The sequence below is a fragment of the Geobacter psychrophilus genome, from assembly GCF_056821595.1.
This window is the reverse complement of the sequence record NZ_JBXDTU010000003.1, coordinates 17,293-37,568: the sequence shown is the minus strand read 5'-3', so window position 1 is coordinate 37,568 and position 20,276 is coordinate 17,293. Positions and strand designations below refer to the sequence as shown.

Genomic DNA, 20,276 nt, shown 5'->3' with positions numbered 1-20,276 from the left:
AAGATGTTGTCGATGCTCAGGGACTTCTCGACCAGGAAGCCTGTGAAGAATTCCAGTCCCGTGTCAAAGCCGCGTCAAAGCCGCGTTCATGGAAAAGAACCACGCCGACGTTGAACAGGAGGGCCAAGCCGACACATACGCCGAACCATACGAGCGCTTCCCTCATGCCGATGACATGACCAACGAAAAGATGATCATCTTTTCGAATTTTTTGATATTTTCTATCATGCCGTCTCCTTACTTAGACTGTAGTCCGTCGGCGAATCGCTTTTTCTATCTCGATGATGACATAGAAGATGAAGGAAGCGGATATAATCAGCCCCCATTCCCGAAGACCGATCGCCTGGCTGCCGAACGCGGTATGCATTGCCGGCAGATAGGTGAAAAGCAGCTGGAGCAGAATCATGATGCCGACGCCGACAAGAAGCCAGCGGTTGCTGAAAAGGCCGATCTTGAACATGGAATGGCGCAGAGAACGGCAGTTGAACAGATAGAACAGTTCACCGAAAACAAAGACGTTGACCGCACAGGTACGCGCCGCAGCCACGCTGTTCCCTTGCTGCAGTTCCCATTGGAACAGGCCGAAAGAGCCCACGAGCAACAGAAAACCGACAATCCCGATTTTCATCATCAACTCCCTGGTCAAAAGCGGTTTTTGCGGGTCCAGGGGTGGTCGCTGCATGATCCCCGGTTCCTTCGGCTCGAACGACAGCGTCAACCCCAACAGCACCGCCGTGGTCATGTTAATCCAGAGGATCTGCACCGGCAGTATCGGCAGCTGGGCGCCGGCAAAGACCGCCGCCAGGATCACCAACCCTTCGCCGAGATTGGTGGGGAGGGTCCAGGTGATGAACTTGACCAGGTTGTCGTAGACCCCGCGTCCTTCTTCGACCGCCGCTTCGATGGAGGAAAAGTTGTCATCGGTCAGCACCATGTCAGCCGCCTCCTTGGCAACCTCGGTGCCGGTAATCCCCATGGCCACCCCGATATTGGCCTCGCGCAAGGCCGGAGCGTCATTTACCCCGTCGCCGGTCATGGCGACAATATTGCCTGACACCTGCAGAGCCTCCACCAGCCGCAGCTTCTGCTCTGGAGCAACGCGGGCGAATACCGTCGTCCGCTCCACTGCAGTGATCAGCTCCACGTCGGAAAGCTCTGCCAATTCCCTGCCGTTCAGCGCCAACAGCTGGCCCGCTTCGTCGGCGTCTCCCTTCAACCCGATTTGTCTGGCTATGGCGGCGGCGGTAATAACGTGATCACCGGTGATCATTTTTACCCTGATTCCGGCAGCCTGACAGACCTGCACTGCGACAACGGCTTCGGGCCGGGGGGGATCGATCATCCCCTGCAGGCCGAGAAAGGTGAGTCCCCCGGCTACATCGCCATGCTCCAGCTCAATGAAGGAGTGGTGCCGCTCGGCACGGGCGAACGCCAGAACCCGCAGACCCTTCTCTGCCATCTCTGCTGCCGCCCGGTGGCAGTCGTCAGATTCCAGAGGGATCAATTCCCCTGTGCGGGAGAGAGTCCGGCTGCAACGAGCCAGGACACTTTCCACTGAACCCTTGAGATAGACCACACTACTGTCGATGCTGCCATGCTGTGTCGCCATATACTGATATTGTGACTCGAAGGGGATGACGCCATGGCGGGGCAAATCTGCTGAAAACTGCTCCCATTCAAGATCCGCCTTGCGGGCAGTCACAACCAGCGCCGCTTCGGTCGGGTCCCCCTCCACCCGCCACTCATCCCCGGCCTTGACCAGGACGGCATCATTGCAAAGCAGCCCGGAGATCAGACATTCGCGCAGCGCAGGCATGTTCAACGGGGTTATGCGTTCTCCGCCACGGTTAAACCTAAAAACGGCAGATGAAATGCCAAAAATGTTGTAACATCCCGGCAGCACTTCAGATTACCTGTCAGGAGGATTCACCAAATGATATTCAGGCCGTTGAACGTCCCTCTCGGGTTGCCGTTGATACCTTTGCCGGTCGTATCCATGTTGAGTGGGACCCGGATGCAGCGGTTACACCGATGGGGCAGCTTCCCTTCTTCATTGAATTCCTGAAGGTCAGTGGCCTGTATGACGCCTTTGTTGCCGAGTGCCCGCTTCGTTATACAAGCCCGAACGCACCGAAGGTTCGAGATGTTCTGGGGACCCTTTTGCTGTCAATTCTTACCGGCCACAAACGTTACGCCCACATCACCACCATCCGCAGCGACCGGGTCAATCCGGAACTTTTGGGGATGAAAGAGATCGCAAGCGAGGATTCCATTCGTCGTGCTCTTGCCGCCATGGATGAAGTAGAAGCAATTGCTTGGGCCGACCGGAGTCTGGCCAACAGCACCCGTCCCGTGCTCACGCTTGCTCCGTGGATACTGGATACCGACAACACGGTCAAATGCCTGTACGGAAAACAGGAAGGGGCCGTCAAGAGCTACAACCCCAAGAAGCCGGGACGGCCTTCTCATGCCTATCACAGCTACTTCATGGCCAACACCCGGATGGCCCTCGGCGTGGAGGTGGAAGCCGGGGACAAGCATACCGGCAAACACGTATCCGTGGGCTTGTGGCAGCTGCTTGACGGCCTGCCCAGAGAACTTTGGCCGGACTTTATCCGGGGCGACGTTTCCTTTGGCTCTGAAGCGATCATGCACGAAGCAGAAGAGCGCACTCTCCACTACCTGACCAAACTCCGTTTGACCGCGAATGTCAAAAAGCTCATCAACCGGCTGATCGCAAAAGGCGAATGGGTTGATGCCGGTCAAGGCTTCAAGGGCTGTGAGTCCACACTCAGCCTAACCGGTTGGAGCAAAAGTCGCCGGGTCATCGTCCTCAAGCGGCCGATCCGGGGAGAGGTGCTCATAAGCGACGAGCAAATGAATCTGACGTTCATCGAAACCGAGGACGGCGTCAGAAAGTACGAGTACCAAGTGCTGGTCACCTCACTTACCGATGAAATTCTCACCATCGCTCAACACTACCGGGACCGGGGCGACTGCGAGAACTGTTTCGATGAACTGAAAAACCAGTGGGGCTGGGGTGGCTTTACCACCCATGATTTGCAACGCTGTCGGATCATCAGCCGACTGGTGGCACTGGTCTACAACTGGTGGTCTCTCTTCGTGCGCCTGGCAAATCCCGACATACACCACGAAGCCATTACCAGCAGACCGCTTATGCTGCACTCTGTCGGCAGACAAACAAGCCATGCCGGTCAGACAATAGTTACCATTACCGGCACCCATGCAAAAGCATCAGTCGTACAGACTGCAATGCGAGAACTGGCGTGCTTTTTCAAAGAACTTGCCCGTACTGCGGAGCAGTTGGGGGTAGTGGAACGAGTCAAGTTGATTGCCCGGCGGGCATTCAGGAAGTTACTTGCTTCGCCGCCACTTCTACCCAGCCTGAAATTGCTACCGGCTACGGGGTGAATTCAATCAACTGCCGTTTTTAGGTTGAAACCTGCGAACAGCGCCTGTCACCATCCTATACGTATTCAAGAACTCAGGTTGATGCTGTCTAACAGCTCTCCCCCGGGCCCGTAGAGTTTCATCTGCAGCGGCATCCGTCCCAAGGCATGTGTTGAACAGGAAAGGCAGGGATCATAGCAGCGGATGCCATGCTCAACCCGGTTCAACAAACCTTCATCCAGCCGTCCGTTGCTCAGGTACCGTTTGGCGATCTGCAACACGGTGCGGTTCATGGCCCGGTTGTTGTGTCCCGTGGCGATGATCAGGTTGACATGGTTCAGGAGGCCATTGTCATCCACGTGATACTCATGGAACAGCACCCCGCGCGGGGCCTCAACCACCCCGATCCCGACCCGGTTGTTGGTGCGGGCGTGGCTGCGCACGTTGGTATCCAGGATTTCCGGATTGTTCAGCAGGGCATCCATAGTTTCCAGGCAAAACAGCAGCTCGATCAGTCGCGCCTGGTGGTAATAGAAGCTCCCCTGGACCGGACCGCCCCCCTCGCCAAATAGGCGGAAGCGTCGCAGTTCCTCTTCCGCCAGGGGGGTGGCTGCGTGGCTCGCCACGTTAAGGCGGGCCAGAGGGCCCACCCGGTACATGCCGGCATCGGTTTCGTGACCCCGTGGCTTATAGTAGGGAAACTTGAGATACGTCCAACTCTCCTCCGCCTCGCCGATGATGTCGCCAAACCGGGTTGGATCGAAGCCATCCTCAAGGCAGGTGCCCGATTCGTCTACCATCCGCAGGGTACCGTCATAGTGCTCCAGCCCCCCATCGGCCCCCACCAGACCCATGAAGAGACTGGGGAAGTTACCGTAGCAGCCAGCTTCCTCCGTCATGCGCGCCAAGGCTTCGTTTCCCAGGGTAAGGGCCGTGCGAGCGGTTGCCATCGCTTCCGGCAGCCCGGCGGCAATCCAGTCCCGCTTTTCCGGGGAAAGCGGTTCCCGCACTCCGCCGGAGACCGCCCAGGCCGGGTGGACAGCGCGGTCACCGATCAGGCGGATCACATCCTGGCCAAACTGCCTGAGCCGGATACCCTCCTTCGCCAGTTGAGGCATTGCCTCTAATAGACCGATCAGGTTGCGCTTTTTGGGATCGCTTTCCATCCCCAGCAGCAGGTCGGGACCGGACAGCAGGAAGAAGCTCAAGGCATGGCTCTGCACCAGTTGGGCGCAATGCATCAGCCGTCGCAGTTTTTCCGCTGCCGGCGGTATCTTCACCCCCTTGAGGGCATCTCCGGCCTTGGCCGAAGCCAGAGCATGGCTGACCGGGCAAATGCCGCAGATCCTCTCCGTTATGGAGGGCATCGCACGATAGCTGCGACCCAGGCAGAACTTCTCAAATCCCCTGAACTCAGTCACATGGAATCGGGCATCAGCCACCTGGCCGGCGTCATTCAGATGAATGGTGATCCTGGCATGCCCTTCGATACGGGTTACCGGTGAAATCGTGATAGTCTGTGTCATGCATTCTCCCTGATACTGATAAACTGTTCGCGTTACCCGAATGTTTTCTGTTCCGCGCTCAACTGCACCGGTTCACCCTGCAGCAGGGCCGAAAGCGCCGCCCAGATCCGCTCCGGGTCCGGGGGACAGCCGGGGATGTAGGCATCCACCGTAACCACCTGATGCAGCGGCAGCACCCGTGGCAGCAGCGCCGGCAACTCCTGCACCGCTTCCGCCCCATGGGGGGCACTGCCGGGACCGGCATGATAGACGGCGGTCAGCAGGTCATCAACCGTAAAAAAGTTTCTCAGGCTGGTAACGCTACCGGTTACGGCGCAATCGCCGAAACTCACCAGAATGCGACTCCGCTCCCTGATCTGCTCCAGCAATTCCAGATTATCCACATTGGCAACCGCCCCTTCGATCAGGGCCACGTCCACCCCTTCGGGAAATTCCTTGGCATCTACCAGGGGGCCGTAGACCAGTTCGATGGAACCGGCGATCTCCACCAGACGCTCCCCCAGGTCAAGAAAGCTCATGTGACAGCCGGAACAACCGCCCAGCCAGGCAGTGGCCAGACGCAGTATTGGTGACGGCCGGTTCATAGCCTCCTCCCTTTCGCGACCAGACGGCGGCGCTCAAGAATCCGCAGCAAGAATTCCCGCTCCTTGACCATCTCGCCAACGGTGGCGCCCTTTTTGAACAGGGCTCCGGTGGGGCAGATCTGGACGCACTTGCCGCAGTCAGTACAGCTTGGGCTCTCTCCCCACGGGCGATCCAGGTCTGCTACTATCCGGCTGGTAACTCCCCGACCGCAAACATCCAGAGTGTGGGCGCCTTCCACGGCATCGCAGATCCGCACACAGCGCAGGCAGAGGACGCAGCGGTTATGATCCAGGGCAAACCGCTCACGGCTGGCGTCCATGGGAAGAAGCTGGTGAAGATAATCGAATCGGACATGATCCACTCCCAGTCGCGCCGCCAGGGTCTGAAGTTCGCAGCTGTTGTTCTGAACACAGACCGAGCAGGTGTGGGTTCGCTCCGCCAGCAGCAGTTCAATGATGATCCGCCGGTACTCGACAATGGTGTCACTGCCGGTAACGACCACCATCCCCTCCTGTGCCTGGGTCATGCATGCCGATACCGGGCGGGAGCTCCCCTGCAGTTCAACTAGACAGAGCCGGCAGCCACCCATCGGCTCAAGCCCCTCCATGTGGCAGAGTGTCGGGATCTCGACGCCATGCTCCCTTGCTACCTCAAGAAGCGTCTGCCCCTGCTGCGCTGCAATCATTTCACCATCCATCATAAGAGTAATGGCAGGCATCAGAAATCCTCCCCGTTAACTCGCCCCGTCGCGATGCGGTGCAGCAGTTCATCTGCCATCTGGTGTATCGGCAGTTCGCTCATGGCGCATACTAGATCAGATCCGCCTCACTAGGTCGCTGCACCGTCAGCAGCAGTCCCCGGCTGCAGGGTCCCAGGCAGCCGGTTCCCACCACTTCCAGTTCCGCCGGAGTTTTGGAGAGGCCCACTTTTTCACGCAGAGCTGTCACAACTGCTTCCGTCCCGGCAGCCATACAGGGGGGTGCCACGGCAGACCAGCAGGCGCAGCCCCATGCTGTGACGTCGCACCTCCACAGTTTCAGCAAGCTCGGCAAGTTCGGCTCTAGTCATCCTGCACCTCCAGCAACTGCTGGAGTTTCTCCAGCGCTCCTGCAAGGGTCTCGGGGCCGTAGACCCGGTCATCCAGGGTCAGCATTGGCGCCAGACTGCAGTTCCCCAGACAGCGGGCCGTCCCAAGAAAGAGCTTGCCGTCGCTGGTGGTCTGTCCGGCCTGTATCCCGCAGCTCTCCTCCAGCGATTTCACAACCTCTCCAACTCCCTTGACATAGCAGGCTGTGCCGGTACAAACTATGCAACTATGCTCGCCCCTGGGACGCAGGGTAAAAAAATGGTAGAACGTGGCCACACCAAACACCTGGCTTTCGGGTAATTTCAGCTTGGCGGAGACATGGGCCAGCAGCTCCCGGCTCAGGTAACCATAGGCCTCCTGGGCGGTATGCAGCACCTCAATCAGAGCATCCGGCTGAAACCGAAGTCGCTTCATTGCCTGCTCCACCAATTTGAGGCGGGGATCATCAGGAGGAGAAACAGCTTTATAACTATCGGTCATGGTCTCTCTCTTTCGCTCGGCATGTCAACGGGAACTTTTAGAGGATATTAACCAGGATCATAAGTATGCCACAAAAAATCGAAACATCTGCGCAGATTATGTTGAATCTATATGTGTGCAAACCAGGTGCAGATTTCACAGAAGGGGACAGGCCGGCGGCATCTTCAGCGCAACGTGAACAAACACCAGATGAAACCGGATTCCTATTTAAAGCGGGACTTGGCCGAGTCGATGGCCTCGCCGATGGCGGTCCAGGCGAGATCGGCCCCCGCCTTCAGGTCTTGCCAGGCACTCTCTCCGGACTTCTGCACTTCCTCGATCTTCTGGCGGGCCGCGGCCTGCTTTGCCTTCAGGGCCGTAATCTGCTCGGCGTACTCACTCTTGAGTTCGGCCGAGACCTCATCGGCCTTGGCGGCCAGCTTGTCGATATCGGCGTTCCATTCCTCCAGTTTTGCCTGCATCTTGCACACATACTCGTCTCTATTGCTCATGTTTGCTCTCCTTTGGTTGTGGGTTGCTCTGCCTGTCTGCCTGGGTGCTGCCTGAAACTGCCGGACGTTAACCGGTGACGCACCTCTCCCAGCACCGCGTCATCAGCCAACAAATGCAACTGATCGCCGCCGCTTACCACCGTACTCCCGTCCGGCACGACAAATTTGCCATCGCGCTTGATGTAGACCACCAGCACCCCGCCGGGTAGGCGCAGATTGACCAGCTGCCGCCCCGCCACGCCTGAATCCGCAGCGACCGTGATTGCATGCAAGGTGCCGACGGTTACTTCTTCTTCGGTCATCGCCGCGTCCAGCTCCGTTCCGAGTAAGGGCAGTGCTTTGAGGTTCAGCCAGCGGGCCATCACCGGGATTGTCGCCCCCTGCAGCAGCGCCGAGGTCAGAACGATGAAAAAGACCAGATTAAAGATCATCTCCGCCTTGGCAATGCCGGCCACGAGAGGAAAAGTGGCGAGCACGATCGGCACCGACCCGCGCAACCCGCCCCAGGAACATGACGATTTGCATCAGCCAGGCGAGACCGTCGAGGAAGCGGACCAGGCTCTTCTTCTGGACAAAGGCGCTGTTTCCCATCACCATGCCGGCGACGTAGACGGCCAGGAAACCGTTCGCCTTCGACAGGCTGGTCAGGGTGTAGATCAGCGGCACCAGCGTCAAGGTCAGCACTGGGTATAACCCCTCATAATCGAGTTGCAGCCGGTTGATGAGTATCACCGCTCCCCTCCCAAAGAGGTAGCCCAATCCTGCGCCGATAACTATTTGCCACACGACTAAGGGGAGCAGGGAGAGAATGCCGGCCAGCGGATCGGTCAGCAGCATGATCATACCGACCGTCAGGAAGACCGCCATCGGGTCGTTGCTTCCCGACTCCAGCTCCAGCAACGGTTTGAGATTGCCGCGCAGATTGATGTTGCGGAAGCGGAGAACCGCAGAGACAGCCGCAGCATCGGTGGAGGAAACGATCGCCCCGAGCAACAGCCCCTCCAACCAGGAGAAATTCAAGGTCACACGAACAAACCAGCCGAGCAACAGGGCGGTGCTCCCCACGCCGACGGTCGAGAGCGCCAACCCTTCGCGCAGCACCGGTTTGACACTCTGCCATTTGGTGTCCAGACTGCCGGCAAAGAGGATATAGGCCAGAGCAATAACCCCCACCAACTGCACCATAGGGGGGTATCGAAATAGATACCGCCCGGCCCCTCGGATCCGGCCAGCATCCCGACCAGCAGAAACAGCAGCATGGCCGGGATGCCGAGGCGACTGGAGACCTTGCTGGCCAGGATTGCCACCAGAAGCAGGATTGAAACCGCGAGCATGATCAGTTCGATCTGCATCATTATGGACTCTTTCTGCCTCCACTTTTCCTGCGTGGCAACCACACTCTCGCTTCCGTTCCGGCTCCCGACTGACTGGTAATCAGCAGCGTGCCACCATGTTCTTCGCAGATTTTTTTGGCGATCGGCATGACAAGGCCGGTGCCGCCAAATGATGCGCCGATGGCAACCTCCAAGGCGACCTTCTCGTTGGGGGCCCCCATGATGCATCAATTTCCTTGTATCTGACGACATTTTCAAGAATCTCGGTGGAGGGGGTGCCTGGATAGGCGCTGGCAACCGTTACCCCTGCCTCGTGGGCTCCCCGGGCAAAGGCTTCGTTACCGGATAGAATCTCTTTCATTTCATTAGCTCCTCGTACGTATCATCGAATTGCTCTGCTGTTGCATTACCCGGTATTCCTGACACCTCCTGCTATGGCGTTGACCGACAGAAACAGCTCGCCCAGCAGTGTCTCCGAACTGGGATATCCTGCATCACTATCCTGCACCTTTCTCCATGCCCGCAGCAGGTTGATCTGTTGTCGATGCAGGGCTTCAAGCGGTGCTTTACGCAGAGTTATGGCAGCCAACTGCATGGGGCGCCGAACGGCAAGCGACTCACTGAACAGACGGTGAATAAAATTCACCGTCAGCTCGAATTCCTTGTCGATCATTCCGGAAAAATGTGTACGAAGTTCGCGATCATCCACAAGTTCTGCATAGAGGTGCATGATCTCCAGGTCAGCCTGCAGTGTTGCCAGTTCAATGTTCATGAAGAGATAGCGCAGGAGCGGGAAACGGGTAATATCCGCGCAGAGAAGTTCAAAGAACTGAGGGTGAGTTTCATTGAGCCGTGCCAGAGCGGTACCGGCACCATACCAACTCGGCAGCAGGTAGCGTGACTGGTTCCAGCTGAAGACCCAGGGAATGGCCCGCAAATCAGCCAGTGTTCTGCGTCCGGTGCGACGTGAGGGTCTCGAGCCGATCCTCAACTGTTCCATGACATCAATCGGTGTCGCTTGAGAAAAGAACTCCATAAAGCTATCGCTGCAGATCAATTCTTCGTATTTCAGCCGACTGGCATCAACAAGAAATTCCATGATTATTGCCAGTTCCGGCGCCGATGCGTTCGGGCGGGAAACTCTGGCCGTCATGCCGAGAACACCTGCCAGCTGAAGCTCCAGGTTGTAGGTGGCAGTCAAGAGGTTCGAATATTTCTGGGAGATCGTTTCGCCCTGTTCTGTCATGCGGAATGCCCCACGCAGCGACCCATGCGGCAACGCTTCGAGAAACCGGAACGTCGGACCGGCGCCACGTCCTATTGATCCTCCGCGTCCGTGAAAGAAGCAGATATCCGTATCAAAGCGGTTACCGACTTCGGTGAGTTCGAGCTGTGCCTTGTAAAGTGCCCCGTGGCTGGCTATGATGCCGCCATCTTTGCAACTGTCGCTGTAGCCGACCATCACCTGCTGGAGTGGCCTTTTTCTTTCTGCCGTTCCGAGTGTATTTCTGGTTATCGGGTGTGACAAAAACTGTTGCAGAATCAGTGGAGCACCCTGCAAGTCATCAATTGTTTCAAACAGCGGCACAACCCGCAGCAGTGAGCGACATCCCGTCTCTTCATACACAAGCAGTCCAGCCTCTCGCGCCAGCAGGTAAACAGTCAGCAGGTCGGAGCAGTTCCTGGTCATGCTGACGATCAGTGATCCAATGCCGTCATCACCATACATGCGGATGTGATCTGCCAGCACCCGATAGCAGTAAAGAACGGCATCAGCTTCTGCACCGGCCCGAAAGCCGGGAAGCAGAAAGGGACGCGGTGAGGCAAGCTCTCCGGTAAGAAACGTGATGCGCTTTTCTTCCGACCACCCGGAGAAGTCAGAATCCTCAATGCCCGCAGCGGCAAGCAGCTCTGCAACGGCGCGATCATGAAAGGCGCTGTTCTGACGAATGTCCAATACGGCCAAGTGGAAGCCGATCGAATCAACCAGGCGCCGGATGTTGAACAGCTCCATATCAGCGAGGCGCACAGCACCTACTGCCCGGAGTGAACCGTCAAGCATGGCGAGATCCTCTGACAATTCAGACGGTATTTTATAGTGCCCCGAGGTATCGTCCAGAGTCGTCACATGATCACGAAAGGCGGTCAATGGCAGACAGGATATAATGAGGTTGAGTGCCTGACGCCAAGATTCTACCGGATTGCGGGCAATGGCCTCAGCACCGGCGGTTCCGAGGTGTGCCGCCCGATCCTGTATCCATTGCCTGAGAACCTCCGGAACCGGTTGAAGATAATCGGAGAGACTGAACTTGGCGGCCAGATCCACCAGACGGCGACGAATAACCGAGAGAGCATTAAGCCGCAGGTCCTGAAGAGACTCGTGCGTCACCTCTGCCGTGACCAGCGGATGCCCATCCCGGTCGCCCCCAACCCAGGTGCCGAAGCTCAGCCGGGGAAGCTGGTGCTGCATAAAGCTGTCGGTCGCAAACCCTGCATCCTGCCAGGCAGCCTGAAGTCTGTTGTCAAGGATCGGCAGCGTTTCCGGGAATACGTTCTTCAGGTAATGGATAACATTCCTTCGTTCTGACCGCACTTCAGGTTTTTCAAGGTAGATATTGCCGGTACGCCAGAGGAGTTCCAGCAATTCCTTGATCTCATAGCGTATCTGGCGCTGTTCCACTGGTGTCAGTATGGGATTATCCCGCTTTACCAGCAGAAGGTAGAGCGCACGATGCTTGTCAATAACCGACACCCGTTTTGCCTCGGTAGGGTGAGCCGTCAGCACCGGTTCAACATGAACAGCTCCAAGGCTCGCAGCGATTTCGTCTTCCATATAGCCATCGGCTTTCAGCTTCAGCAAGGTATTGCCCCACAAACCCCGCTCAGAGGACAGACCGTTTTCGCTCTCTACCATGCGGCGCACCTGTACCGCAGCATTCTCCTCCACCATTCCGAGCAGTTGAAATGCTATGGAATAGAGCTGACACGCCCGCTCGGCAGCAACCTGATCATTAAATGACCGGGATTCGTCACGCCAGGGGATGATCGATGCGACCTCTTTCTCTCCCAGTTCAAGCAGCACCTCCCGGAAACACTCAAGCAAAAACCGGAGGTCTGCTCCGATTTTGTCCTGTAGCCGTCTGATATCATCATTCATTAATTGCCCCCTTATCCATATGAAAATCTGGTGGATGCGCTGTAGCTGGCTTTACACAATGGCATTATGAGCAGACCGCCCGACAGAGACGATCCCTGACAGCCCGCCATGGCTCGGTCTCCGGCACCGCTTCAATCAGGATTCTGCCGTAGCCGCCTGCATCAAGCCGACGTAGTGAGGCATACAGTGCCTGGCCGTAGTCGATGGGATCGTTCGGCAACAGAAGGCACAGTGTTGTCGGATACAGTTCAGTAACGGTTTTTGTATGACAGAGGATGGCGGCGCTCTGCCCAGCGTCGCCTGAATCTTGAAGTACGGTTGAAAGGTGTGCGGCGGAAATAATGAATGACGAGGTCAGTGGCGCATAGTGCGATGCATGACAGCCCGGCGCCTGCAGCGCATGATTAGATTGGTCGGGGTGAGCGACCTCCCGGCCAAGGGCCTCGCACAGCTCAGGGAGTGAAATGCCACCCGGCCGGAGCAAAATCGGACGGTCATCGACCAGACTTATTATGGTCGATTCAAGCCCCACCTGGCAATCTCCACCATCAAGAATAAGATCGGGCGCTGATCCCAGTTCGTCGCGCACATGGTCGGCACAGGTAGGGCTGATGCGACCGAAGCGGTTGGCGGATGGCGCGGCAACGCCGCCACCGAACTCCCGGAGCAGAGCCTGCGCCACCGGATGGGCAGGCGCCCGGATGCCTACGGTGTCAAGTCCGCCGGTCACCAGATCGGAAACCCTCCGGCTCCGGCAGAGTATGATGGTGAGCGGGCCAGGCCAGAACCGCTCGGCCAGACGCATGGCCGCATCGGGAACATGCCTCGCCCAACGGTCGATCTGGCTCAGATCAGCCAGGTGTACGATCAGCGGGTGGTCGGCTGGCCGCCCCTTGATCCTGAATATCCTGCGTACCGCTCCTTCGTTTTCAGCATCAGCGCCAAGTCCGTAGACGGTCTCGGTCGGAAAGGCAACCACACCGCCGCTACGCAGCAGAATGGTCGCCTTAAACAGTGCACTGGAACTGTTTATGGACGATGATGCTCCCGGGCTCACTTCCCGGCTCCTGTCAGCCGCACCAGAGCCTCCATATACTTTTCGCCGGTTTTGCGCACGATATCCTCCGGCAGTGGCGGTGGTGGAGCAGTTTTGCCCCAGTCCAGCGTCTCCAGATAGTCCCGCAGAAACTGCTTGTCAAAGGAGGGCTGCGGGCCTCCGGGGCGATAGCTGTCCATGGGCCAGAACCGGGATGAGTCCGGTGTCATGCACTCGTCGATGATGATCAGTTCATTGTTGTGGATGCCGTACTCGAACTTGGTATCGGCGATGATGATCCCTTTTGTCGCGGCGATATCCCGTGCACGCTTGTAGATGGCGATGGTCACGTCGCGAATCTTCCCGGCCATGGCAAGCCCCACCAGCTCCACGCACTGGTCAAAGGAGATATTTTCATCATGCTCACCCAGTTCAGCCTTGGTTGAAGGTGTGAAGATCGGCTGCTCCAGCTTGGCTGATTCCACGAGACCGGCGGGCAGCTTGATGCCGCAGATGGCGCCGGTCTTCTGGTAATCCTTCCAGCCGGAGCCGGAGATGTAACCGCGGACGATGCACTCCACTGGCAGGGGTTTGGCCTTTCTCACCAGCATTGAGCGCCCTTCCAAAACCTCGGCGTACTGCTGGCACTGGGCCGGAAAATCTTTCACCTCGGTGGAGATAATGTGATTGGGGATGATGTCCTGCATCTGCCGGAACCAGAAGGCGGATATCTGGGTCAGCACATACCCTTTGTCGGGAATCCCCTCGTTCATGATGACATCAAAGGCGGAGATGCGGTCGGTGGTGACGATCAGCAGGGTCTCGCCCAGATCATAGATATCGCGGACCTTACCGCGGGCAACCAGTGTAAGGTCGGGAAAGCCGGTTTTAAGAATAATAGACATGTTGTGTTTTCCTTTTTGTTGAAATGCCGTTAGTTGATTTTCTGGAACAGGCCGGAATCCTGCCGATATTCCGACAGTTCCCCGGCATTCAGGTCAAAATACCAGCCGTGAAGCGAAAGAGTACCGTCTTTCACCCGCTGATCGATCCAGGGGAAGGAGTGCAGATTTTCAAGCGAGAGCAGAATAGCCGCCTGCTCGGCGGCCCGTTGCTGCAGCTTGGGATCTATGCCCGGCAATTCAGCCAGCACCTTTTCCCGAGCCGACGTAGCTATGGACATCCAGTTGGAGATGAACCCGCCACCCTTGCAGCCGCAAGTCCCTGCCATGAGCGCGTTGATGCCGCCGCACTGGGAATGACCCAGTACGATGATATGCTCCACCCCCAGGTGGCAGACGGCAAATTCAAGTGCCGCGCTGACGCCGTGTTGACCGCTATCTTCGACATATGGCGGAACCAGGTTAGCCACGTTGCGAACCGTGAATATATCGCCCGGGGCGCAATTGGTCAGGATGGCCGGATCAACCCGCGAGTCTGAACAGCCGATGATCATGGTTTTGGGGCTCTGCCCCTGCTTAAGTGGCTCGAACTGCGGGGTCTCCGGGCCGAAATAATCTTTCCGGAAGGTGCGAAACCCGGTTATGAACCGTTCAAGATCTTTCATTGTGCGGACTCCTGTATCGTTGTCATTCAATTAGTGAGTTTTGCCAGGGCCTCATCGGCGGTCAGGTCATAGCGTTCACGCTCACGCCTGGCAGCCTGTTCCAGCGCGCTATCAATCTCCGGGTATTTCAGCGCCAGTATCCGTGCCGCCAACATGGCCGCGTTTCGGCTGCCATCGATGGCCACGGTTGCCACCGGCACTCCCGGCGGCATCTGCACTGTTGACAGCAGGCTGTCCAGGCCGGTCAGCGGGCCGTTCCCCAGCGGCAGACCGATGACCGGCAAACGGGTATGTCCGGCAATGACGCCTGCCAGATGGGCGGCAACACCGGCGCAACCGATCAGCACCTGCACCCCTTCCCGATGGGCGCGGTCAAGATAGGCAAAAACCTTGTCCGGAGTGCGATGAGCCGAGGCGACGACAATTTCGCTTTTAATGCCGAGTTCGGTCAGAGTGTCGCGCACCTTGACAACTGTCGGCAGATCATTGGGGCTGCCGGTGAGGATGCCGACCAGGGTGTGATTCGGGGTGGCAGGGGCGGTTGTAAAACTGTTTTCCATCGTAGTGACTCCTTTATTGAGGTGATGTCACGCTGTCTGGGAGCTGTTGCGCTCCCAGACAGCTTTCTGTTGTTATAGTGCCGCCAGTTTCTGGTAATACTCGAAGCGGCTGGCAGTCCAGGCGGTAGCCTTCTTCATCAGCTCGGCCGCTGCTTCGGGGTTGGCCTGCTGCAACACCTTGTAGCGGTTTTCACCGTAGGCGTAATCCTCAAATGAAGTGGTCGGCGGTTTACTGTCAAGCTGCAGCGGATTTTTGCCTTCTGCGGCCAGGGCCGGGTTATAGCGGTACAACGGCCAGTAACCGCAGGAGACCGCTTTTCTGTTCTCGTCCACACCCTTGGTCATATCAATGCCGTGGGCGATGCAGTGCGAATAAGCAATGATAAGTGATGGTCCGTCATATGCCTCCGCTTCGATAAATGCCTTGACCACCTGGGCCGGGTTTGAAAGGGCAACGTTGGCCACATAGACATTGCCGTAGGCCATTGCCATCATGCCGAGATCCTTTTTGGCCATCGGTTTGCCCCCTGCGGCAAACTGAGCCACAGCGCCGGTCGGGGTGGCTTTGGAGGCCTGCCCGCCGGTGTTTGAGTACACCTCCGTATCAAGCACCAGCAGGTTGACGTTTTTACCGGAGGCAATGACGTGATCGAGACCGCCGTAACCGATGTCGTAGGCCCAGCCGTCGCCACCGACGCACCAGACCGACTTTTTGACCAGATAGTCAGCAAGCGGCAGCAGCTGTACGGCAGCCCGCTCTGTGCATCCCATGAGGGTTTTCTTCAATGTCGCCACCCGTTCACGCTGCAGTTCGATACCGGTCTGGTCGGATTGATCTGCAGCCTTGATTTCTTTCATCAGCGGGATGATCGGTGTGCAGGAACTACAGCTACAGGTCATCAGTTGATCCAGCAGTTCCAGAGCCGATTCGTTGAATTTGTCAATTGCCAGGCGCATACCGAAACCGAACTCGGCGTTGTCTTCGAACAGGGAGTTGGACCAGGCCGGTCCGCGGCCATCGGCCCGCTTGGACCAGGGTGTGGTCGGCAGGTTGCCGCCGTAAATGGAGGTGCAGCCGGTGGCGTTGGCAATCATGGCCCGGTCGCCGAACAGCTGGGACAGCAGTTTCAGGTAGGGGGTTTCACCGCAGCCGACACAGGCGCCGGAATATTCGAAGGTCGGTCGGACCAGCTGGCTGCCGCGCAGGGTATCGAGTTTCAGCGTGGTCGGATCCATGTCGGGCAGCGCCAGGAAGAAGTCGTAGTTGGCGGCTTCCGCTGTCCGCAGCGGCGGCTGGAACTGCATGTTGATGGCCTTGTGCTTCGGGTCTTCCTTGCTCTTGGCCGGGCAGTTGTGGACGCAGGCGCCGCAGCCGGTGCAGTCTTCCGGAGCCACCTGCAGGGTGTATTTCATCCCCTTGAACTCGGGCAGCTTGCAATCGGTGAACTTGAAGGTAGCCGGTGCATCCTTCAGCAATGTGCCGTCATAAGCCTTCATGCGGATAGTGGCATGGGGGCAGACAAAGGAACAGATACCGCACTGGAGGCAGAGGGACTCGTCCCAGACCGGGATGTCAACGGCGATGTTGCGCTTCTCGTACTGTGAGGTGGCGGTCGGGAAGGTGCCATCGACCGGCATGGCCGAAACCGGAAGCTCGTCGCCGAAACCGGCAATGATCCGGCCGGTGACCTCCTGAACGAATTTTGGGGCGTTCCTGGCGACCGTAGGGGGCATGGTGATGCTGCTGTCAGCCGTGGCTGGCACCTCGACCTGGTAAATCTTCTCAAGCGCCGCATCCACGGCAGCGTTGTTCATGGCAACAACTTTGTCGCCCGATTTGCCATAACTCTTCTTGATGGCGTCCTTGATCTCGGTTATGGCCAGTTCCAGCGGGATGATGCCGGAGATCTTGAAGAAGGCGGTCTGCATGATGACGTTGATGCGGGCGCCCAGTCCCAGTTCCTCGCCCAGCTTGATGGCATTGATCACGTAGAATTTCAGCTGTTTATCGATGATCTGCTGCTGTACTTCCCGGGGCATTCTGTCCCAGACCTGGTCATGCTCGAAGGGAGAACAGAGCAGGAAGGTACCCCCCGGTTTGGCCTTGGCCAGCATGTTGTACTTCTCCAAGAAGGTGAAGTTGTGACAGGCAATGAAGTCGGCGTTGTCGATCAGGTAGGGGGCGTTGATGGCCCGTTTGCCGAACCGCAGGTGCGAGGTGGTGATGGTGCCGGCCTTCTTGGAGTCGTAGACAAAGTAGGCCTGGGCGTTATTGTCGGTGGTCTCGCCGATGATCTTGATGGTGTTCTTGTTGGCGCCGACCGTGCCATCGGAACCAAGGCCAAAGAACATCGCTTCGTAGATCCCTTCCATGTCAGTGCGGAAACCCGGATCATATGGCAGGCTGGAGTCGGTGACATCATCGTTGATGCCGACCACGAAATTTTTCTTTGGTTTGGGTAGTTCGAGGTTGTCAAAGACCGCCTTGACCATGGCCGGAGTGAACTCTTTGGAGCCGAGGCCGTAACGGCCCCCGACGATGACCGGATAACCGGCAAAGCTGCAGATTCCATCTGACATGGCTTCACCGATGGCGGTGCGCACATCCAGATAAAGCGGCTCACCCATCGAACCGGGCTCTTTGGTACGGTCCAGGACGGCGATGCTTTTTACCGTTGCCGGCAGGGCCTTGACAAAGGCCTCCAGCGGAAAGGGGCGATAAAGGTGAATCTTGATCACACCCACTTTCTCACCTTTTTTGACAAGGGCGTTCACGGTCTCCTGGACCGTATCCGCCCCGGAACCCATCACGACAACAACCCGCTCGGCATCCGCTGCACCGGTGTACTCCACCAGCTTGTAGCTGCGGCCGGTGATTTTGGCAAATTTGTCCATCTCCTCCTGGACGATGGTGATGCAGGCCGGGTAGAAACGGTTGACGGTCTCACGCCCCTGAAAATAGACGTCCGGGTTCTGGGCGGTGCCGCGTATGACCGGCCGGTCTGGAGAGAGGGCGCGCAGACGGTGGGCGTTGACCAGCCCATCATCAATCATGGCGCGCATGTCGTCAAAGGTCAGTTCCTCTACCTTCTGGACTTCATGGGACGTGCGGAAGCCGTCGAAAAAGTGCAGAAACGGGACACGGGAGCGCAGGGTGGCTGCCTGGGAAATCAGGGCAAAGTCCATGACTTCCTGGACATTGTTGGAGCAGATCATGGCCCAGCCGGTAGAACGGCAGGACATGACGTCGGAATGATCGCCGAAGATGTTCAGAGCGGCCGCAGAGATGGCGCGGGCAGAAACATGAAAGACCGTTGAGGTCAGCTCGCCGGCGATTTTATACATATTCGGGATCATCAGCAGCAGTCCCTGACTGGCGGTGAAGGTGGTGGTAAGTGCGCCGGACTGCAGGGCGCCGTGGACAGCCCCGGCGGCGCCGCCTTCGGACTGCATTTCAGTTACCAGCGGGATCGTGCCCCAGATATTCTTCTCTCCGGCCGCGCTCTTGGCGTCCGAAATCTCACCCATGTTTGATGACGGGGTGATCGGGTAGATTGCAATGACTTCGTTGGTGGCGTGGGCCACGTGGGCAGCGGCGGTGTTGCCGTCAATGGTTACTATTTTTCTGCTCATGAATTGCTCCTTTTTTAGGTGCGTTAACCTGTCTTTATGTGAGCGGGAGAAGAGCGAGGTCCTATCCCGCTTCTCTGGCTATTTTACAATTACGAACTCAGCACGCCGGTTCTTGGCAAAGGTTGCCTCGTCATGGCCGACCATAGCCGGCTTGTTCTCGCCGTAGCTGATTGTCTCCATCCGGTCGGGGCTAACGCCAAGGGTTTCGATATACCGCCGTGCAGCCAGGGCCCGCTTTTCAGCAAGTGCCAGGTTGTATTCGTCAGAACCACGTTCATCGGCATGGCCTTCGATAACTACACGAGTGACCTTGTTTTCATTCAGCCAGCGGGCATTGCGGGTGAGGGTGTCCCGTGCCTCCACACCAAGCAGATACGAATCGAAGTCGAAGTAAACCGGGTCGAGATGAGTTTCACTTTTGACGGGATTGATCTCTGCCGGTTCTTTATCCGTCGTGGCAATACTCTTGCCCGAAACTGCCTCGGTCATTACGCCTTCGGCGGTTTTATCCGTGACAGCCGGGCCCGGAGAAGTCGCAGTCGGTGCTGAAGCGGTGGGAGGTGCCGCCGAATCGAGCTTGGCAGCTTGTTTCGTGGCGCAGCCTGACAGAGTGACAAAGCTGCAGATGACAGTTGTTGCAATGAGAGTACGAATGGTCATGATTGACTCCTTATTACTGTTGTTAACGGACCGGCTGCCTTCCTCGATTTCGATCAGAAACGCTGTACACAAACCGCATTGCTGTTGTGCAATACAGCCGACACAAGGTCGCTCTGGCAAAGAAAAGAGCTGACACGAGTGCTGATACGGCTCGATGCTAGTCCGGAGTAAAGTGAAAGTCGCGGCCGATGGCCGTTAGTACGAAGTAGAAACCCACGTCCTATGGACGTGGTAATGTTTGTTGGTTATGCCGGTCCCGGATGGGTATGGCCGTCTGGCCGAATCAATTGTACAACCTGAGCTTAGTGATGAACCAAGGGTTTTCAGCCGGAGTAGCAGGAACTGTTGCTATTTCGGAAATGCTGATACGCCCCCCTATGGGGGGCTGCCCTTAAAGCCGCGTCCTTTGGGCGCGGATTCTTTACTGGATAGCGAGTGATGAAATCAGGCGAGGCTGTCCGGTGGGACGTTTATCTCCAGGTAAACCTGAGGCATTGCTTGGAAAGGCTCGTGGGATAGAAGCCTGGAGACAGCTGGATTATAGGCAGGAACAAGATAGTGGGTAGAAAAAAAGTTCGAATAGTCGAAGAACGAATGCTTGGGAGGCTTGAAATCGTCTGATTCAGAATTGTCGCTATTTTCATCACTTTCAAGAAAAGCGGTAGTGGAATAATTATCCTGAACAGAAGTCAACTCAACCTTCGACAGGAAAAAGCCGTGTGTGACTGTATATAGGGTCACTACGAGCA

19 protein-coding genes and 1 pseudogene are annotated in these 20,276 nt (G+C 57.3%); 1 reads left to right on the top strand and 19 read right to left on the bottom strand.

The window, feature by feature from the left end:
• Positions 1 to 241: 241 nt before the first annotated feature.
• A complete protein-coding gene (locus ACOCF6_RS00830) occupies positions 242 to 1,816 on the bottom strand; it encodes an HAD-IC family P-type ATPase (RefSeq protein ID WP_482458739.1) in 1,575 nt (524 codons plus the stop codon).
• 50 nt (positions 1,817 to 1,866) lie between these two features.
• Here ACOCF6_RS00830 and ACOCF6_RS00825 point away from each other — a divergent pair, with 50 nt between their 5' ends.
• Positions 1,867 to 3,432 carry a transposase gene (locus ACOCF6_RS00825; protein ID WP_482458489.1) on the top strand — a complete coding sequence of 522 codons (1,566 nt, stop codon included), beginning with the start codon at positions 1,867 to 1,869 and terminating at the stop codon, positions 3,430 to 3,432.
• 65 nt (positions 3,433 to 3,497) lie between these two features.
• Here ACOCF6_RS00825 and ACOCF6_RS00820 read toward each other — a convergent pair whose 3' ends face one another.
• The 18 genes and pseudogenes from ACOCF6_RS00820 to pal form a co-directional block, all read right to left on the bottom strand.
• Positions 3,498 to 4,937 (bottom strand): Ni/Fe hydrogenase subunit alpha, encoded by a 1,440-nt coding sequence (locus tag ACOCF6_RS00820; protein ID WP_482458488.1) that lies wholly within the window; start codon positions 4,935 to 4,937, stop codon positions 3,498 to 3,500.
• Positions 4,938 to 4,969: 32 nt separating this feature from the next.
• Positions 4,970 to 5,521 (bottom strand): NADH-quinone oxidoreductase subunit B family protein, encoded by a 552-nt coding sequence (locus ACOCF6_RS00815; protein ID WP_482458487.1) that lies wholly within the window; start codon positions 5,519 to 5,521, stop codon positions 4,970 to 4,972.
• Positions 5,518 to 6,240: a bidirectional hydrogenase complex protein HoxU gene (gene hoxU, locus ACOCF6_RS00810; protein ID WP_482458486.1), complete on the bottom strand. Its 723-nt coding sequence runs from the start codon at positions 6,238 to 6,240 to the stop codon at positions 5,518 to 5,520. Before hoxU ends, ACOCF6_RS00815 begins: the two co-directional genes overlap by 4 nt.
• 91 nt (positions 6,241 to 6,331) lie before the next feature.
• Positions 6,332 to 6,469, bottom strand: a complete 138-nt coding sequence (locus ACOCF6_RS00805) for a hypothetical protein (protein WP_482458485.1) — start codon at positions 6,467 to 6,469, stop codon at positions 6,332 to 6,334.
• Positions 6,453 to 6,590 carry a hypothetical protein gene (locus ACOCF6_RS00800; RefSeq protein ID WP_482458484.1) on the bottom strand — a complete coding sequence of 46 codons (138 nt, stop codon included), beginning with the start codon at positions 6,588 to 6,590 and terminating at the stop codon, positions 6,453 to 6,455. The genes ACOCF6_RS00805 and ACOCF6_RS00800 overlap by 17 nt, the downstream gene beginning before the upstream one ends.
• The gene (locus ACOCF6_RS00795; protein WP_482458483.1) at positions 6,583 to 7,089 is read right to left on the bottom strand and encodes an NAD(P)H-dependent oxidoreductase subunit E; all 507 of its coding nucleotides are present in this window, start codon (positions 7,087 to 7,089) and stop codon (positions 6,583 to 6,585) included. The genes ACOCF6_RS00800 and ACOCF6_RS00795 overlap by 8 nt, the downstream gene beginning before the upstream one ends.
• Positions 7,090 to 7,292: 203 nt before the next feature.
• Positions 7,293 to 7,580 (bottom strand): sll1863 family stress response protein, encoded by a 288-nt coding sequence (locus ACOCF6_RS00790; protein WP_482458482.1) that lies wholly within the window; start codon positions 7,578 to 7,580, stop codon positions 7,293 to 7,295.
• On the bottom strand, positions 7,577 to 8,056 hold the full coding sequence (locus ACOCF6_RS00785; RefSeq protein ID WP_482458481.1) for a TrkA C-terminal domain-containing protein: 480 nt from the start codon (positions 8,054 to 8,056) through the stop codon (positions 7,577 to 7,579). Before ACOCF6_RS00785 ends, ACOCF6_RS00790 begins: the two co-directional genes overlap by 4 nt.
• Entirely contained in the window at positions 8,001 to 8,753 is a 753-nt protein-coding gene (locus ACOCF6_RS00780; protein ID WP_482458480.1) for a cation:proton antiporter domain-containing protein, read from the bottom strand. Before ACOCF6_RS00780 ends, ACOCF6_RS00785 begins: the two co-directional genes overlap by 56 nt.
• A 181-nt stretch (positions 8,754 to 8,934) precedes the next feature.
• Positions 8,935 to 9,063 (bottom strand): hypothetical protein, encoded by a 129-nt coding sequence (locus ACOCF6_RS00775; protein WP_482458738.1) that lies wholly within the window; start codon positions 9,061 to 9,063, stop codon positions 8,935 to 8,937.
• A 12-nt stretch (positions 9,064 to 9,075) separates the two neighbouring features.
• Positions 9,076 to 9,275 (bottom strand): annotated as a pseudogene (locus ACOCF6_RS00770) (indolepyruvate ferredoxin oxidoreductase subunit alpha); the annotation flags it as partial.
• Positions 9,276 to 9,320: 45 nt separating this feature from the next.
• Positions 9,321 to 12,071, bottom strand: coding sequence for a phosphoenolpyruvate carboxylase (locus ACOCF6_RS00765; protein WP_482458479.1), 2,751 nt, complete (start codon positions 12,069 to 12,071; stop codon positions 9,321 to 9,323).
• 64 nt (positions 12,072 to 12,135) lie between these two features.
• Positions 12,136 to 13,128 (bottom strand): L-threonylcarbamoyladenylate synthase, encoded by a 993-nt coding sequence (locus ACOCF6_RS00760; protein ID WP_482458478.1) that lies wholly within the window; start codon positions 13,126 to 13,128, stop codon positions 12,136 to 12,138.
• Positions 13,125 to 14,012 carry a phosphoribosylaminoimidazolesuccinocarboxamide synthase gene (locus ACOCF6_RS00755; protein ID WP_482458477.1) on the bottom strand — a complete coding sequence of 296 codons (888 nt, stop codon included), beginning with the start codon at positions 14,010 to 14,012 and terminating at the stop codon, positions 13,125 to 13,127. The genes ACOCF6_RS00760 and ACOCF6_RS00755 overlap by 4 nt, the downstream gene beginning before the upstream one ends.
• 29 nt (positions 14,013 to 14,041) lie before the next feature.
• A complete protein-coding gene (locus ACOCF6_RS00750) occupies positions 14,042 to 14,674 on the bottom strand; it encodes a carbonic anhydrase (RefSeq protein WP_482458476.1) in 633 nt (210 codons plus the stop codon).
• 26 nt (positions 14,675 to 14,700) lie between these two features.
• Entirely contained in the window at positions 14,701 to 15,234 is a 534-nt protein-coding gene (purE, locus tag ACOCF6_RS00745) for a 5-(carboxyamino)imidazole ribonucleotide mutase (RefSeq protein ID WP_482458475.1), read from the bottom strand.
• 72 nt (positions 15,235 to 15,306) lie between these two features.
• Positions 15,307 to 18,867, bottom strand: a complete 3,561-nt coding sequence (gene nifJ, locus ACOCF6_RS00740; protein ID WP_482458474.1) for a pyruvate:ferredoxin (flavodoxin) oxidoreductase — start codon at positions 18,865 to 18,867, stop codon at positions 15,307 to 15,309.
• A 78-nt stretch (positions 18,868 to 18,945) separates the two neighbouring features.
• The gene (gene pal / locus ACOCF6_RS00735; protein ID WP_482458473.1) at positions 18,946 to 19,527 is read right to left on the bottom strand and encodes a peptidoglycan-associated lipoprotein Pal; all 582 of its coding nucleotides are present in this window, start codon (positions 19,525 to 19,527) and stop codon (positions 18,946 to 18,948) included.
• Positions 19,528 to 20,276: the final 749 nt, after the last annotated feature.